Annotated in this window: 12 protein-coding genes and 2 tRNA genes; 9 read left to right on the top strand and 5 right to left on the bottom strand. The window is 59.0% G+C overall.

Annotated features, from left to right (window positions below; translation table 11 throughout):
• Window positions 1–25 precede the first annotated feature (25 nt).
• Both ACPYOI_RS14515 and ACPYOI_RS14510 read right to left on the bottom strand, forming a co-directional pair.
• Window positions 26–499: a hypothetical protein gene (locus tag ACPYOI_RS14515; protein WP_481422972.1), complete on the bottom strand. Its 474-nt coding sequence runs from the start codon at window positions 497–499 to the stop codon at window positions 26–28.
• Between the two features lie 310 nt (window positions 500–809).
• Window positions 810–884, bottom strand: a tRNA-Asn gene (locus ACPYOI_RS14510).
• A 117-nt stretch (window positions 885–1001) separates the two neighbouring features.
• Between ACPYOI_RS14510 and ACPYOI_RS14505 the strand changes: the two genes are divergently transcribed.
• The 6 genes from ACPYOI_RS14505 (at window position 1002) to ACPYOI_RS14480 (ending at window position 8416) form a co-directional block, all read left to right on the top strand.
• Window positions 1002–1298, top strand: a complete 297-nt coding sequence (locus ACPYOI_RS14505; RefSeq protein WP_481416182.1) for a hypothetical protein — start codon at window positions 1002–1004, stop codon at window positions 1296–1298.
• A 281-nt stretch (window positions 1299–1579) separates the two neighbouring features.
• Window positions 1580–1653 (top strand) — tRNA-Cys (locus tag ACPYOI_RS14500).
• A 453-nt stretch (window positions 1654–2106) separates the two neighbouring features.
• Complete coding sequence (locus ACPYOI_RS14495; protein ID WP_481416132.1) at window positions 2107–2772, top strand: protein-L-isoaspartate O-methyltransferase family protein; 666 nt, start codon at window positions 2107–2109, stop codon at window positions 2770–2772.
• Window positions 2773–3000: 228 nt separating this feature from the next.
• Window positions 3001–3819, top strand: coding sequence for a PopZ family protein (locus ACPYOI_RS14490; protein ID WP_481416133.1), 819 nt, complete (start codon window positions 3001–3003; stop codon window positions 3817–3819).
• 118 nt (window positions 3820–3937) lie between these two features.
• The gene (locus tag ACPYOI_RS14485; protein WP_481422971.1) at window positions 3938–6778 is read left to right on the top strand and encodes a valine--tRNA ligase; all 2841 of its coding nucleotides are present in this window, start codon (window positions 3938–3940) and stop codon (window positions 6776–6778) included.
• Window positions 6779–7174: 396 nt separating this feature from the next.
• Entirely contained in the window at window positions 7175–8416 is a 1242-nt protein-coding gene (locus tag ACPYOI_RS14480; protein ID WP_481416135.1) for an OmpP1/FadL family transporter, read from the top strand.
• A 76-nt stretch (window positions 8417–8492) separates the two neighbouring features.
• On the opposite strand, the gene ACPYOI_RS14475 is transcribed toward ACPYOI_RS14480, so the two are convergent.
• Window positions 8493–8729, bottom strand: a complete 237-nt coding sequence (locus tag ACPYOI_RS14475; RefSeq protein WP_481422970.1) for a hypothetical protein — start codon at window positions 8727–8729, stop codon at window positions 8493–8495.
• Between the two features lie 422 nt (window positions 8730–9151).
• Here ACPYOI_RS14475 and exoR point away from each other — a divergent pair, with 422 nt between their 5' ends.
• Window positions 9152–9952, top strand: coding sequence for an exopolysaccharide production regulator ExoR (gene exoR / locus ACPYOI_RS14470; protein WP_481416136.1), 801 nt, complete (start codon window positions 9152–9154; stop codon window positions 9950–9952).
• A gap of 9 nt (window positions 9953–9961) precedes the next feature.
• Here the strand turns inward: exoR and xth are convergent, their stop codons facing one another.
• Both xth and erpA read right to left on the bottom strand, forming a co-directional pair.
• Window positions 9962–10753 (bottom strand): exodeoxyribonuclease III, encoded by a 792-nt coding sequence (xth, locus tag ACPYOI_RS14465; RefSeq protein WP_481416137.1) that lies wholly within the window; start codon window positions 10751–10753, stop codon window positions 9962–9964.
• A 118-nt stretch (window positions 10754–10871) separates the two neighbouring features.
• The gene (gene erpA, locus ACPYOI_RS14460) at window positions 10872–11204 is read right to left on the bottom strand and encodes an iron-sulfur cluster insertion protein ErpA (RefSeq protein ID WP_481416138.1); all 333 of its coding nucleotides are present in this window, start codon (window positions 11202–11204) and stop codon (window positions 10872–10874) included.
• A gap of 221 nt (window positions 11205–11425) precedes the next feature.
• Here erpA and ACPYOI_RS14455 point away from each other — a divergent pair, with 221 nt between their 5' ends.
• The gene (locus ACPYOI_RS14455) at window positions 11426–12643 is read left to right on the top strand and encodes a deoxyguanosinetriphosphate triphosphohydrolase (protein ID WP_481416140.1); all 1218 of its coding nucleotides are present in this window, start codon (window positions 11426–11428) and stop codon (window positions 12641–12643) included.
• Between the two features lie 53 nt (window positions 12644–12696).
• Entirely contained in the window at window positions 12697–14454 is a 1758-nt protein-coding gene (gene argS, locus ACPYOI_RS14450; protein WP_481416141.1) for an arginine--tRNA ligase, read from the top strand.
• Window positions 14455–14510: the final 56 nt, after the last annotated feature.

The following is a 14510-nucleotide window of genomic DNA, read 5'->3' as shown; positions in this document are numbered from 1 at the left end:
GGATATCAATCGCCGCGCGAGTTCATCAGCTCGCAATCTCAAACCTGAGCATGTCCGGTCTTTTGGGGGCTACTCCAATATATGCCTCATTAGGTCTTTCCCGAGTGAGTGCAAAAGTCGATAGATCAAACAAACGAGGCTCAAATTGCACACCTTGTTTGAGCATCCCCAAAGTCAAAATTATCCGCTCAGGCGCAAACACCAAGGCGCCGAACTCGTTGGGAGAGTACACAGTCGAACTCCTGGTGTCCTCGATCGGCTCGATAACCCAGCTATCCCCGTAGTCCACGCAGAGGCAATGATTTGGGAACTTATCTGCGTAGGGTACATGCCCGCTCACTGAAGTCGTCTTGAGGACGATGACGTGCGCAAACTTTGGGTCGGTCTCATAGATGAATGCTAGGTCATCATGATCGGCATAGCCGCTGCTGATCTTTACGAGATGGCCGCGGTCTGCGTTTCGCAGTTCTCTTACCGTAAACGGCTTCCGAATTTCCATGGACCCCTCAATGCGAGCCATGCTCCCTAAGGCACGGGACCAAGGACTATCCCGATAGCATTTGATTGATCCGACCGGAATCTAGAGGATTATATAGAAAACGGCCTTTCTCACTTACTCGGGGGGGCTGGGCTTTAAAACCGGGCCCATGGGACCTTCGTTCGCGGGAGGCGACTTGCCGCGAGCAGATGCTCTTACCGCCGCCAGGGCGCTCGCTTACGCGCCACATGTTTTGAAGATCGTCCGCCGCCGGCCAGATAGTTGATTAAGACGGAAAAGGCCCGCATCTTTCAATGCAGGCCTTTGAAACTGGCTCCCCGGGCCGGATTCGAACCGGCGACCTGTCGATTAACAGTCGAATGCTCTACCGCTGAGCTACCAGGGATCACTGCTTGGCGCGGTGTGAGTGGGCTAATACAAATGCTTGTTCGATTTGCCAAGGGGTTTTTTCAAAAAAATGACATCTGCTTGTATTCGCGATGTTTGTCCCCATCTCCTGTGGATGACTGACGGCAAAAACAGCAGCAAAAACCAACGCGAAAAGCGCTTCGGCATTGATCACACAACGGGAAGGCTCGTTCTTGGTTCGCTCCGCATCCCGCTGCCGCGCTCGCGCTTGGCCCGCCTCCTCACTGGCTTCTTGCTGATTGTATGCGGGATTCTCGGTTTTCTTCCGATCCTCGGCTTCTGGATGCTGCCGCTCGGCTTCATCATTCTGTCAAATGAACTGCCCATCATGCGCAGATGGCGCCGCCGCTTCTCCGTCTGGTGGCACAGACGGCGCAATCCCGCGAGCTGATCGGCGCGGAAGGCGCAGCGGCGCATCGCCGAGATCGATTATCGCGCCTGGACGCATGACGGAAGCTGTAGCACGCGTCGTATAAGGAGCCTGCGGGAGGAGCAGGCCAACACGGCGATCTACGAGATCGAGGAGTGATCGGTCGTTTTTTCTGGAACGTTTGGAAAACGGTTTATTCAGGTTGAAAAAAGGACCAATTCAGAATGAAAGGTCTTGCGCTTCCGTTAGGATCATTCTAAATCCGCGCCACCACACGATATTTAGCTATCGGTCACAGGTGAGGCCTCGTGGCGGAGTGGTGACGCAGAGGACTGCAAATCCTTGTACCCCGGTTCAATTCCGGGCGAGGCCTCCAAATTCTCCTCTATTTTGACGTCTTTGCTTTCCAGCGAGCGCCGGGTCGATGGCCCGGATGTGGCGAATTTGTCGATCGTATCCGTTTCAATTGTCTGTGAGCCGAGATCGCCTGCCGGCAGCGCCGACGGCCTGATCGTGGGCGCAAAAGCTATCGCATCTTCCCGCGATCCAGCAGCCCGCAGCAGAACAGGCCGACAAGCGCTACAATGATGAAGAAGTCGAACAGCGTGAAATACTCGAAAAAGGCAGACATCGTCCGCTCCTCCTCTGTTCCCCACTGATACAAGAATACCACGAGCCGCCTCGCTGATCCACGAGAGAGTTGCAGCGCCGCGCAGAGTCGTCCATTACTCAGGAGGATTCTTGCCGCCGCTGCTCGCGATGCCTTGAAAGCATACGGCGCGGAGATTAAGAGACGGGAGACAATGTCGCGTTCAACGGGCGAGAGGGTATGATGGATTGCGAAGCAGCACGAATTAAGATGGTCGACAACCAGATCCGCACGACGGACGTCACGTCCCATTCCGTGCTGACGGCCTTCCTGACGGTGCAGCGCGAGCTTTTCGTGCCGGAGAAATCCAGGGCTCTCGCCTATGTCGACAATGATATCGAGATCGCTCCGGCCTCCGACGGCAAGCCGGCCCGCTTTTTGATGGAGCCTTCGCCGCTGGCGAAGCTGTTGCAGCTCGCGGCGGTCACCAACGATGATTCCGTTCTCGACGTCGGCTGTGGTACGGGCTACGCCTCGGCCCTGCTGTCGATGCTTGCCGGTTCGGTGGTGGCGCTTGAATGCGACGAAACACTTGCCGCCGAGGCAAGGAAGAACCTTTCCGGCTACGCAAATGTTTCCGTCGTCACCGGGCCGCTAGAGCTCGGCCACGCCGCTGGCGCCCCCTACGATCTGATCTTCGTCAATGGTTCCGTCGAGGAAGTGCCGGCTGCCCTTGTCGAACAGCTCGCGGAAGGTGGCCGCCTTGTCACCGTCCAGGGCTACGGCAATGCCGCCCGCGCCGCGATCTTCGTGAAGGAGCAGGGTGCCGTTTCTGAAAACGTATTCTTCAACGCGTCCATCAAGCCGCTGCCGGGCTTTGCCAAGGCTCGCCAATTCGTTTTCTGAGCCGCATTCCGGGATTTTGTACAGCGGCGCCTCGGGCGCCCGTTTTGTTATCCGGCTGTCAAATGCCGCGTTTCAGGCCCGCCACAGACCGGCCAACAAAAGCTGTGCATGGACGCATTCATTTGATTCGAGATGATTTTTTTCATTCCTGGGGTATTCTAAGCTCTGGGTGATTCGGATGCCCGCTCACGCAATCCGATCGTTGTTTTGAGAATAACGGGGATAGATATGGCTCAGCCAAGTGTAGTGCGTGAACCGTCCATGGAAGAGATTCTGGCGTCGATCCGTCAGATCATCGAGAGCAACGAGCCGGGCGCGGGCAGGGGGATTTCGCCATCGCTGCCGCCCGTTTACGCTGCCGATGATGACGAGAGCGACTCCAATATCCGCCTGACGGTCGACGAGACCTACGCAGGCGTCGAGTTCCCTGAGCCGATGACTCCGTCCGATCCGCGCTTCGTCGCGGCAAATTCCGCAGGAATCCCCGAAGTGGAAACGCCGGCGCGCGCCATGTCGCTTGCCGATGTCGCTGCCCGCGTTCGTGCCGCCTCCGAGCGCGGCGCCCCGCCGCCGCAGCGCGAAGCTCCGCCGCTCTTCCGCGGGGCGGAGGCGCCCTTGCGCCCGGAGGAGATCCGCCGTCCAGCTGAAGCCGTTTCGGCGCCTGTCGTAGCGCCGCCCCCCGCCGCAATGCCGGCACCGGCCGTTCCCGAGGCCAACCCCGCCGAACTTCCGCGGACGCTCGCTGCCGAGCCTGCGCCGCAGCCTGTCGTCGAGCCGGCAGCCGAACCGGCAGTAAACCTCAAGCAGCCAGCTGCCGTCGAAGAGTCCCAGGGCCTGATTTCGCAAAGCGCGGGCCTGCAGATCGCCCGCTCGTTCGAGGAGCTTGCGCTCGCCATCGACGGCGCCGAGCGGCGGTCGCTGGACGAGATCGCCGAGGACATGCTGCGGCCGATGCTGCGCGAGTGGCTGGACGACAATCTCCCGACACTTGTCGAAAGACTGGTGCGCGAAGAGATCGAACGCGTGGCTCGCGGCCCGCGCCGCTAACCGGATTCGACTTTTCGCTGCAAGCCGCTCCGGTTTCCGGGGCGGCTTTTTTATTGACTTGACGCCAGCCATCCTATTTACAAACCCTCATCCTAAAACCCCGAAGTTTGGTCATAAAATGCTCGACAAGACCTATGATTCCGCCGCAGTCGAACCGAAAATCGCTGCGAAATGGGATGAAGCCGATGCGTTCCGCGCGGGTGCCAACAAGAAGCCCGGCGCCGAGACCTTCACGATCGTCATTCCGCCGCCGAATGTGACCGGCTCCCTGCACATGGGTCATGCTTTGAACAACACGCTGCAGGACATCATGATCCGCTTCGAGCGCATGCGCGGCAAGGACGTTCTCTGGCAGCCGGGTATGGATCACGCGGGCATTGCCACACAGATGGTCGTCGAGCGCAAGCTAGCGGAACAGAAGCTTCCCGGCCGCCGCGACTTGGGCCGTGACGCGTTCATCGAGAAAGTCTGGGAGTGGAAGGCTGAATCGGGCGGCCTGATCTTCAATCAGCTGAAGCGTCTCGGCGCCTCCTGCGACTGGTCGCGTGAACGGTTTACGATGGACGAGGGCCTTTCGAGAGCTGTTCTCGAAGTGTTTGTAACGCTTTATAAGCAGGGGCTCATCTACAAGGATAAGCGCCTCGTCAACTGGGACCCGAAGCTGCTGACGGCGATTTCCGATATGGAAGTCGAGCAGATCGAGGTCAAGGGCAACCTCTGGCACCTGCGCTATCCGCTGGAGGAAGGCGTCACCTATCAATACCCGATCGCCTTCGACGAAGACGGCAAGCCCACCGAATTCGAAACCCGCGACTATCTTGTCGTCGCGACGACGCGCCCCGAAACCATGCTCGGTGACACCGGCGTTGCCGTCAATCCGGAAGACGAACGCTACAAATCGATCATCGGCAAACACGTCATTCTGCCGATCGTCGGCCGCAAGATCCCGATCGTCGCGGACAGCTATGCCGATCCGACGGCTGGCACCGGCGCCGTCAAGATCACGCCCGCCCACGACTTCAACGATTTCGACGTCGCCAAGCGGACGGGCCTGCGCGCCGTCAACGTCCTGAACGTCGATGCGTCGGTGACCATCAAGGACAACGAGGACTTCCTGGAAGGGCTGGATCATCCGGCGGCGCTCCATGGCGCCTGGGATGAGCTGGAAGGCAAGGACCGCTTCGAGGCGCGCAAGATCATCGTCCGCATCTTCGAAGAGGCCGGCCTGCTCGACAAGATCGAGCCGCACACGCATGCGGTCCCGCATGGCGACCGCGGCGGCGTGCCGATCGAGCCGCGTTTGACAGAGCAATGGTGGGTCGACAACAAGACGCTTGCCAAGCCCGCCATCGCGTCGGTCCGAGAGGGGCGCACCAAGTTCGTGCCGAAGAACTGGGAAAACACCTACTTCCAGTGGATGGAGAACATCCAGCCGTGGTGCATTTCGCGCCAGCTCTGGTGGGGACACCAGATCCCTGCCTGGTATGGGCCGGACGGCCAGGTCTTCGTCGAAAAGACGGAGGAGGAAGCGCTTGATGCTGCAATCCAGCATTATCTTGCGCATGAAGGGCCTTGGAAGGCATGGGTCGAGGAGAAGTTGGAAAACTTCAAGCCGGGCGAGATCCTGACGCGCGACGAAGACGTTCTTGATACCTGGTTCTCATCGGCGCTCTGGCCGTTCTCGACGCTGGGCTGGCCGGACAAGACGCCGGAACTCGCCCGCTACTATCCGACCAACGTCCTCGTCACCGGCTTCGACATCATTCCGTTCTGGGTCGTTCGCATGATGCAGATGGGACTGCACTTCATGAAGGACGAGGACGGTAATCCGGTGGAGCCCTTCCACACCGTCTACATCCACGCGCTCGTCCGCGACAAGCACGGCCAGAAGATGTCGAAGTCGAAGGGCAACGTCATCGATCCGCTCGAACTGATCGACGAGTACGGCGCCGACGCGTTGCGCTTTACGCTGGCGATCATGGCGGCGCAGGGACGCGACGTGAAGCTCGATCCGGCCCGCATCGCCGGTTACCGCAACTTCGGCACCAAGCTCTGGAACGCCACCCGCTTTGCCGAAATGAACGGCGCCAGGAGCGATCCGCACTTCGTACCGGAAGCGACGGGTCTGACGATCAACCGTTGGATTCTGACGGAACTTGCCCGTGCGGAACGTGACGTAACGGAAGCCATTGAATCCTACCGTTTTAACGATGCCGCGGCGGCGCTGTATCGCTTTGTCTGGAACCAGGTCTGTGACTGGTACCTGGAGCTGCTGAAGCCGGTCTTCAGCGGCGAGGACGAAGGTGCCAAGAAGGAGGCTCAGGCCTGCAGCGCCTATGTTCTCGAAGAGATCTATAAGCTGCTGCACCCCTTCATGCCGTTCATGACCGAGGAGCTCTGGGCGCACACGGCGGGTGAGGGCGTCAAGCGCAATACATTGGTCTGCCATGCCGAATGGCCGGCGCCGTCCTATGCCGACAACGCCGCTGCCGACGAGATCAACTGGCTGATCGACCTCGTTTCCGGCATTCGATCGGTTCGCGCCGAGATGAACGTTCCGCCCTCTGCAGTTGCTCCGCTGGTCGTTGTCGGCGCCAACAGCCTGACGCGCGAACGGCTGATTCGACACGATGCTGCAATCAAGCGTCTCGCGCGCGTGGATGGAATCTCGCTCGCTGACGAGGCGCCGAAAGGTGCGGCTCAGATTGTCATCGCCGAAGCGACCATCTGCTTGCCGCTCGGCAGCCTGATCGATCTTGCTGCGGAAAAGGCCCGTCTGGAGAAGGCGATTACAAAGACCGAAGGGGAGATCGCGCGCATCAACGGCAAGCTCTCCAACGAGAAGTTCGTTGCCAATGCCAACCCCGAGGTGGTGGAAGCAGAGCGCGAGCGGCTGGCGGAATTCCAGAGCCAGATCGCAAGTCTCAAGGTAGCACTCTCGCGCGTCATTGAAGCGTAAGCAATTCGCCTAGCGGGGATTGTCTTAAGGCGCTCGGGCCAGCCGGGCGCCTTTTGCGTTGGAGTGATTCGGTCGTCTCGGCTGAACACACCAACTCCGGAGGCATCCAGCCTCTCGAATCCTTCAATGCGCCGCTTTCCCGAGGCGAAAAACGCGACTGTTGTGCGATAGATACAGTTTGCGCGGTCGAGGGTACGATGATCCAAAAATAACCCTAAATGGTTAGGGGTATTAGGATAAAATTGTCCAATCCGGAAACATTGACGTGCTCGTCAATTTCTTACGTCAGCTTAACAGCTCTCACGCATTGTGGCGGCAAGAAGGCACCAGTTGCCAATTGTGACAATCGCTTTAACAGTGCCTCCATCATTAGCATGTTCGAGTGGGGGAGACACATTGGTATCTCGCATGTTTTCCAAAGGGGTAGCGTCGCTCGCCATCCTGTCTACCCTGGCTTCGCCGTCCTTTGCGGGCGGCTTGGAGCGGGGTGGCTATAATATTGATCAGCTGTTTGATACCAGCCCGTTTTCCTTTCAGTCCGGCGTGACCTATGTCATGCCGCAGCGGAAGCTGAAGAATGTGCAGGACAATCCGTCTCTGTCGAGCGGGGGGGACCTGACCGGGCGTTCTCATTCTGCGGACGCTGTCGAAGATTACGCGGTTCCGTACATTGGCTTGAAAGCAGGCTACGAAGACATCGACTGCTTGCTCGACTATTCGGAGCCATTTGGTGCGCATACCAACCCGGGCATAAACTGGGCCGGAGCCAACAACGATATTGAGACGAAGATTACGACTCATAATTATGGAGCAACATGCTCCTATAAATTTGATGTCGGTCCCGGCCAACTGCGGCTCATCGGCGGTACGTTCTATCAGGAGGTCGAGGGCTTCAAGGAGAGGCTCGTGTATTCGCTTCCTGCCGCCCCGCCGGGCTTCTCGACGGTCGGAACCGGTCGTCTCGATCTCGAAGATCAGGCATGGGGTTGGCGCGCTGGCGTTGCTTACGAGATTCCGGAGTATGCTCTGCGCGCTAGCTTGGTCTACAACAGCCGCGTTGAATACGACAACTTGACAGGGACGGTGGACCTGACCGACGCGCCGCTGACGCCGGGATACGGTGGAAAGGTAACAAACGTCTCCGGCTCGGCGGAGGCGCCAGACTCGCTTGAGTTGAAGCTTCAAAGCGGCATCGCCCCCGATTGGCTCGCATTTGGTTCGGTCAAGTGGACGAATTGGAGCCTGTTGCAGTCGATCCCCCTTTGCCCGACATCCGGCGTGTGCCCTTCTGGCGGCTTGGCCTCCCTCGACCTCGGCTACCGCGACGGTTGGACGATCACCGGTGGCGTTGGTCACAAGTTCAATGACAAGTGGGCGGGCGCGGTGAGCTTGACCTGGGATCGTGGCACGAGCGACGGCTACGGCAGCCAGACCGATAGCTGGACCCTCGGTGTCGGGGCCTCGTTTACCCCGACCGAAAATATCGAATGGCGCGTCGCTGGCGCTATCGGCGTTCTGACGAGCGGGGAGTCCGGCACCATCACTAAAGATGGCGTGACCTATGGCAATGATGTCACCTACAGTTTTGGGAATGATCTGGTGACGGCACTTTCGACCAGTATCAAAGTCAAATTCTGACGCTGCACCAATAACCAGAAGGCCCGGCACATCGCCGGGCTTTTCGTTTGCTGCACTGTATTTAATCATCACTTAATCATGCGTAAGTTCCTCCCATTTTGTGACGATTCCGCAACAGATTTTTACGACAGTTCACATATGGTGGCCGCCGGGCGAAATTGTCCATTTCCCGCCACAAACAGGGCGCAGCGATATTCACGGGCGAGGAAATGGCAGGCGTAAGGTGCGTTTTTAGAAGTACGATGGGTGGGATTTTTTCCGGTACGGGCAAAGTGAACGAGAGCTTCGGCGGTGCGGCTTCTTCAGTCGCCATCGAGCTTGCTCCTCAATACTTTTCCCGTCGAAACCATCATTCGAATACCGCCTCATGGAACTGTCCTTTCTTCCCGCCGACGGCCGCCTCTGCAGGGGGTGACCGGCAGCGCGACCGAGCCGCTACCGGTTTGGTCACATTTTACGAGTACGAATATTCAAGGGGCGGAAAGGCGTTTGTTCGCTCCGCAGGAATGACGCCGCAGGCATTGCAGGCGGGCCGAGCCGGAAAGCGGGTGGCCGATCGCGATGCGCAGGAAATTCAGGCTCCGAAGAACGGGCCAAAGGCTGGATGCGACGCGGGCAAAGGGGCCGTTGAGCCCGCCGCGGGATCGCTCGCCTGGAGGAATACGCCGGGAAGCCGGGCAGCAGCGTATTTGCTGCCGTGGCGGTCTGCGATGGAAGCGAGAGAAGCCGAGTGAAATGCTGACATCCGAGTTCAGACTATTCAGGTTGACGCTTATAGGGCTGTCTATCGCACTTTCGGCGGCGGTATGCTCCCCGGCATGCGCATTCGACATCAATGCAGGCGTCACCAAGGAGTCCGGGCCTTTCGATCTCTTCAAGTTCGGGTTCAAGGCCTATAAGAGCGGTCAGAAGGAAGAGGCCGTCGAAGCCTACAAGTACGCAGCCGAAAAGGGCCATACGGGCTCTCGCTGGGCGCTCGCCAATATGTACGCGGATGGCGATGGCGTCGCTCAGGACGATTTCGAAGCCTTCAAGATCTACAGCGAAATTGCCCAGCAGGGCGTGGAGCCCGGTTCGGAAGATACCGGCTTCTTCATCAACGCGTTGTTGTCGCTCGCCAACTATTACAAGCACGGCATTCCGGGCAGCCCGGTGAAGATCGATCTCAATCAGGCCCGCCAGCTCTATTTCCAGGTGGCATCGACCTTTGGCATTCCCGAAGCGCAGTTCCAGCTCGCACAGATGATGCTATCGGGCGACGGCGGAAATCGCGCGCCGCAGCAGGCGAAGAAGTGGCTGAACCAGGCCCGCAAGAGCGGGCATCCCGGCGCAATGTCGGTCTTCGGCAACATCCTTTTCCAGGAGGGCCAGTCGGCGCGTGGTCTGGCTCTGATGACGGCGGCGCTCGATCGCTGCAAGCCTAAGGATTGCAGTTGGATGGAGTCGCTTCAGGAGCAGGCCTTCTCCGTTGCCACCGAAAGCGATCGCCGCGCGGCCGTCTCGCTCTCTCACAACATCGCAACCGGCGGCGACTGAACTGAAGTTTTACGCCGTGAAGTCGAAATGGGCGACGACGGGGACGTGGTCGGAGGGTTTTTCCCAGGCGCGCACATGCTTTTCGATTGCTGCCGACGTCATGCGATCGGCGGCCTCCGGCGAAAGCATCAGGTGATCGATCCGGATGCCGTTGTTCTTCTGCCAGGCGCCGGCCTGGTAGTCCCAGAAGGAATAGAGCTGGACGGCGTCGGTCGCAGCGCGAACCGCATCGGTGAGCCCGAGATTTTCCAGCCGGCGGAAAGCCTCGCGGGTCTGCGGCAAGAACAGGGCGTCATTTTCCAAAACCTTCGGATCGAAGCAGTCGTGCGGCTCGGGGATGACGTTGTAGTCGCCCGCAAGGATGAAGATCTCCTCATAGGCGAGGCGCTGGATCGCGAATTGCTGCAGGCGCTCCATCCAGGCGAGCTTGTAGGGATATTTTTCCGTGTCGACGGGATTGCCGTTCGGCAGGTAAAGGCAGCAGACGCGCAGCGCGCGGTTGCCGGGAATGGAAAATACGGCTTCCAGAAAACGGGCCTGCTCGTCGAGCGGATCGCCAGGCAGCCCGCGGCTCACTTCGTCCGGCTTGGTCTTCGATAGGATCGCAACACCGTTGAAACCTTTTTGACCGTGGGTTTCGACGTGATAGCCCATGCCGGCGAGCTCCAGCCGCGGGAAAGCCTCGTCGATTGTCTTGATCTCCTGCAGGCAGACGATGTCCGGATCGGAATCCTTGAGCCAGTGCATGAGGTTGTCGATGCGCGCCTTGACGCCGTTGATGTTCCAGGTCGCGATCTTCATAGGCTCTTCCTCTGCCGCTTCGTAGCCGATCTTCTACCGTGGCTTACCGTATGCGGACAAGACACTAAGCCGGCCGAGAAGGTTTCTTCGGCCGGTTCGATGTGGACAGACAGGGAGCTTAGATCGAGAAGCTGGTGCCGCAGCCGCAACTCGCAACCGCATTGGGGTTTTTGATCTGGAAGGACTGGCCGAGGAGGTTGTCGACGAAGTCGATCTCGGAGCCGGCCATGTAAACCAGCGACAGGCTGTCGATCAGGACCTTGGCGTTGTCCTTTTCCACGACGACGTCATCGTCGTGCACGCTGTCGGCGAGATCGAATTTGTAGGAAAAGCCCGAGCAGCCGCCGCCTTCGACGGAAACGCGCAGGGCGTTTTTGCCGGCCTCGGCGCCGACGATCGCCGCGATTCGTTTTGCCGCCGCGTCGGAAAGGGTTACACTTACGTCCGTCATGTTTCCTCCTGCCGGGGTCAAGATCCGGAGAGAATTGATACTGGCCGATGAACCTTCAAACGGCTGATATCAAAAGAATTCATCACATGCGTTGCCGAAATGCATTTTCGGCAAGGCGGCTAAGAAAGCGCTTCTTTGCCGTTTATACCGGCTATAGGTATGAAGAGCGCAAAGCGGCGTCAATGGCCTTGGCGCTGCGCGATGTTGAATGACGGTGAAAAATGACGATCGACAGGCATGTACTGGGTTTCGGAAATGGCGAAAGGGCAATCTACGCCTCTGACGCCTGGAAGTCGCGTGGAAGGCTTTACTCCGAGAGCTCCAGCCCGACGCGATCGGAATTTCAGCGCGACCGCGATCGCATCGTGCATACGACGGCCTTCCGTCGTCTGAAGCACAAGACGCAGGTCTTCATCGCGCAGGATGGAGATCATTACCGCACGCGCCTCACGCATACGATCGAAGTCGCCCAGATCGCCCGTGCGCTGGCGCGTGCCTTGAGACTCGACGAGGATCTTGCAGAGGGCGTGGCGCTCGTCCACGATTTCGGCCACACGCCTTTCGGCCACACCGGCGAAGACGCGCTGCACGAGGTGCTTCTGCCCTATGGCGGATTCGACCACAACGCCCAGTCGCTCCGGATCGTCACCAAGCTCGAGCGGCGCTATGCCGAATTCGACGGCATCAACCTGACCTGGGAAAGCCTCGAAGGCCTGGTGAAGCACAACGGGCCGTTGCTGACCAAGGACGGGCAGGGCACGCGTGGGCCGGTGCCGCAGCCGATCCTCGACTACTGCGAAATCCATGATCTCGAACTCGCCACCTTCGCCAGTCTCGAAGCGCAGGTGGCGGCGATCGCAGATGACATCGCCTACAATACGCATGACATCGATGATGGTCTTCGCGCGGGCTACCTCACGTTCGACATGCTGGAGGAAATCCCGTTCCTAGCCGGATTGATGGCCGAGGTCCGCGACCGTTATCCCAATCTTGAGGAAAGCCGCTTTACGAATGAAATCATGCGCCGGCAGATCACGCGAATGGTCGAGGATGTCATCGCCGTGGCGCAAGAACGCCTGGCACGGTTGAAGCCGCGCAGCGTCGACGACATACGCGCGGCGAACGGAGCGATCGCAACCTTTTCCAAGGAGATGTCGGAAACGGACAAGCAGATCAAGCAGATGCTCTTCAAGCGTATCTACCGTCACCCGGAAATCATGCGGATTCGCGCAGGTGCTGCCCAGATAGTCACCGATCTCTTCGCCGCCTACGTGGCTAACCCGAAGGAGATGCAGAGCCATTACTGGGTCGACCACATCTCAGGCCTCGCCGATGCACCGAAAGCCCGTCACGTTGGCGATTATCTCGCCGGCATGACGGACACCTATGCAATCAGCGCCCACAGGCGTTTGTTTGACCACACCCCGGATTTGCGATAGGCAGCGGGCGCCCGCAGCAAGCCTGCGGCAGAGCCTATGCATGGAAGAGTGCGATGAACCTTTTTACCGATTTCGAAGCCAGGATTAAGAATGCCCTTGAACAGATTGATCTTATCAAGGAAAAGCGATCTGAGCTCGATTTTGGCCGCATCGCCGTTGAGCCGCCGCGCGATTCAAGCCACGGCGATGTTGCGACCAATGCCGCTATGGTCCTTGCAAAACCGCTCGGCACCAACCCGCGGGCGCTCGCCGAAATCATCATCGCCAAATTGAAGGAAGATGCCGACGTCGCCGAGGTGTCCGTCGCCGGTCCCGGCTTCATCAACATCAGGCTTTCGGTCGCTTATTGGCAGCGCCTGCTCGCATCGATAATTGAGGCAGGAGCCGATTTCGGACGCTCCGCACTCGGCGCTGGCAAGAAGATCAATGTCGAATACGTCTCCGCAAATCCGACCGGTCCGATGCATGTCGGCCACTGCCGCGGCGCCGTTGTCGGCGACGCGCTTGCCAATCTCCTGGCCTTTGCCGGTTTTGCTGTCGAGAAGGAATATTACATCAACGACGCCGGATCGCAGATCGATGTGCTGGCGCGCTCGGTCTTCCTGCGCTACCGCGAGGCTCTTGGCGAGGACATCGGCGAGATTCCGCCTGGCCTCTATCCGGGCGACTACCTGATCACGGTCGGCCAGTCACTGGCAAGTGACTATGGCGTGCGGCTACACAACATGCCCGAAGACCAGTGGATGACAATCGTCAAGGATCGGGCGATCGATGCGATGATGGCGATGATCCGCGAGGATCTCGCGGCACTCAACGTGCATCACGACGTCTTCTTTTCGGAGCGGACGCTTCACGACGCCGGTTCCGCGGCAATCCGCACCGCGATCAACGACCTCACCTTCAAGGGTTACGTCTACAAAGGCGCGCTCCCGCCGCCGAAAGGCCAGTTGCCGGAAGACTGGGAAGATCGCGAACAGACGCTCTTCCGCTCGACGGAAGTCGGCGACGACATGGACCGTCCGCTCATCAAGTCCGACGGCTCATACACTTATTTCGCCGCGGACGTGGCCTATTTCAAGAACAAGTTCGACCGCGGCTTCGACGAGATGATCTATGTGCTCGGCGCCGACCACGGCGGCTACGTGAAGCGCCTGGAGGCGGTCGCCCGCGCCATTTCGGAAGGCAAGTCGACGCTCACCGTACTGCTTTGCCAGCTCGTAAAGCTTTATCGCAACGGCGAGCCGGTGAAGATGTCGAAGCGCTCCGGCGACTTCGTGACCCTGCGCGACGTCGTTGAAGAAGTCGGCCGCGATTCGGTTCGCTTCATGATGCTTTACCGCAAGAATTCCGAGCCGCTTGACTTCGATTTTGCCAAAGTAACGGAGCAATCCAAAGATAATCCGGTCTTTTACGTGCAGTATGCGCACGCCCGCTGCATGTCGGTTTTCCGGCAGGCGAAAGAGGCGTTTCCGGGCCTCGATGTGTCGCCCGCGGAACTTGCGCAAGCAGTCTCCGGAATCTCGGATCCCACGGAATTGCAGCTTGTTGCGAAGGCTGCGGAGTTCCCGCGGGTTGTGGAAGCCGCGGCCCAATCCCACGAGCCGCACCGCATCGCGTTTTACCTTTATGATCTGGCCAGTTTCTTCCACGCCCACTGGAACAAAGGCAAAGATCAAACGGAATTACGATTTGTTAACGATAAGGACCGAGAATCGAGTATTGCCAGACTTGGGCTGGTGTATGCTGTCGCTGCGGTTTTGAAGGCTGGACTTGCCATTACAGGCACTGCCGCGCCGGATGAGATGCGATAACGTCACCATTTCCCCACAATGCGCTGGCATTTGACCGCGTTGGTTTACGAGTGGGA

This window comes from Rhizobium sp. SVR5-2C (assembly GCF_056755115.1).
Note: the sequence above shows the minus strand (reverse complement) of the source record. Positions and strands in the feature narration are given on the sequence as shown.

Excerpts from the sequence above, each read along its gene's own strand:
- ACPYOI_RS14515 (WP_481422972.1), bottom strand. The coding sequence starts at position 499 with ATGGAAATTCGGAAGCCGTTTACGGTAAGAGAACTGCGAAACGCAGAC.
- ACPYOI_RS14505 (WP_481416182.1), top strand. The coding sequence starts at position 1,002 with ATGACTGACGGCAAAAACAGCAGCAAAAACCAACGCGAAAAGCGCTTC.
- ACPYOI_RS14495 (WP_481416132.1), top strand. The coding sequence starts at position 2,107 with ATGATGGATTGCGAAGCAGCACGAATTAAGATGGTCGACAACCAGATC.
- ACPYOI_RS14490 (WP_481416133.1), top strand. The coding sequence starts at position 3,001 with ATGGCTCAGCCAAGTGTAGTGCGTGAACCGTCCATGGAAGAGATTCTG.
- ACPYOI_RS14485 (WP_481422971.1), top strand. The coding sequence starts at position 3,938 with ATGCTCGACAAGACCTATGATTCCGCCGCAGTCGAACCGAAAATCGCT.
- ACPYOI_RS14475 (WP_481422970.1), bottom strand. The coding sequence starts at position 8,729 with ATGGCGACTGAAGAAGCCGCACCGCCGAAGCTCTCGTTCACTTTGCCC.
- exoR (WP_481416136.1), top strand. The coding sequence starts at position 9,152 with ATGCTGACATCCGAGTTCAGACTATTCAGGTTGACGCTTATAGGGCTG.
- xth (WP_481416137.1), bottom strand. The coding sequence starts at position 10,753 with ATGAAGATCGCGACCTGGAACATCAACGGCGTCAAGGCGCGCATCGAC.
- erpA (WP_481416138.1), bottom strand. The coding sequence starts at position 11,204 with ATGACGGACGTAAGTGTAACCCTTTCCGACGCGGCGGCAAAACGAATC.
- ACPYOI_RS14455 (WP_481416140.1), top strand. The coding sequence starts at position 11,426 with ATGACGATCGACAGGCATGTACTGGGTTTCGGAAATGGCGAAAGGGCA.
- argS (WP_481416141.1), top strand. The coding sequence starts at position 12,697 with ATGAACCTTTTTACCGATTTCGAAGCCAGGATTAAGAATGCCCTTGAA.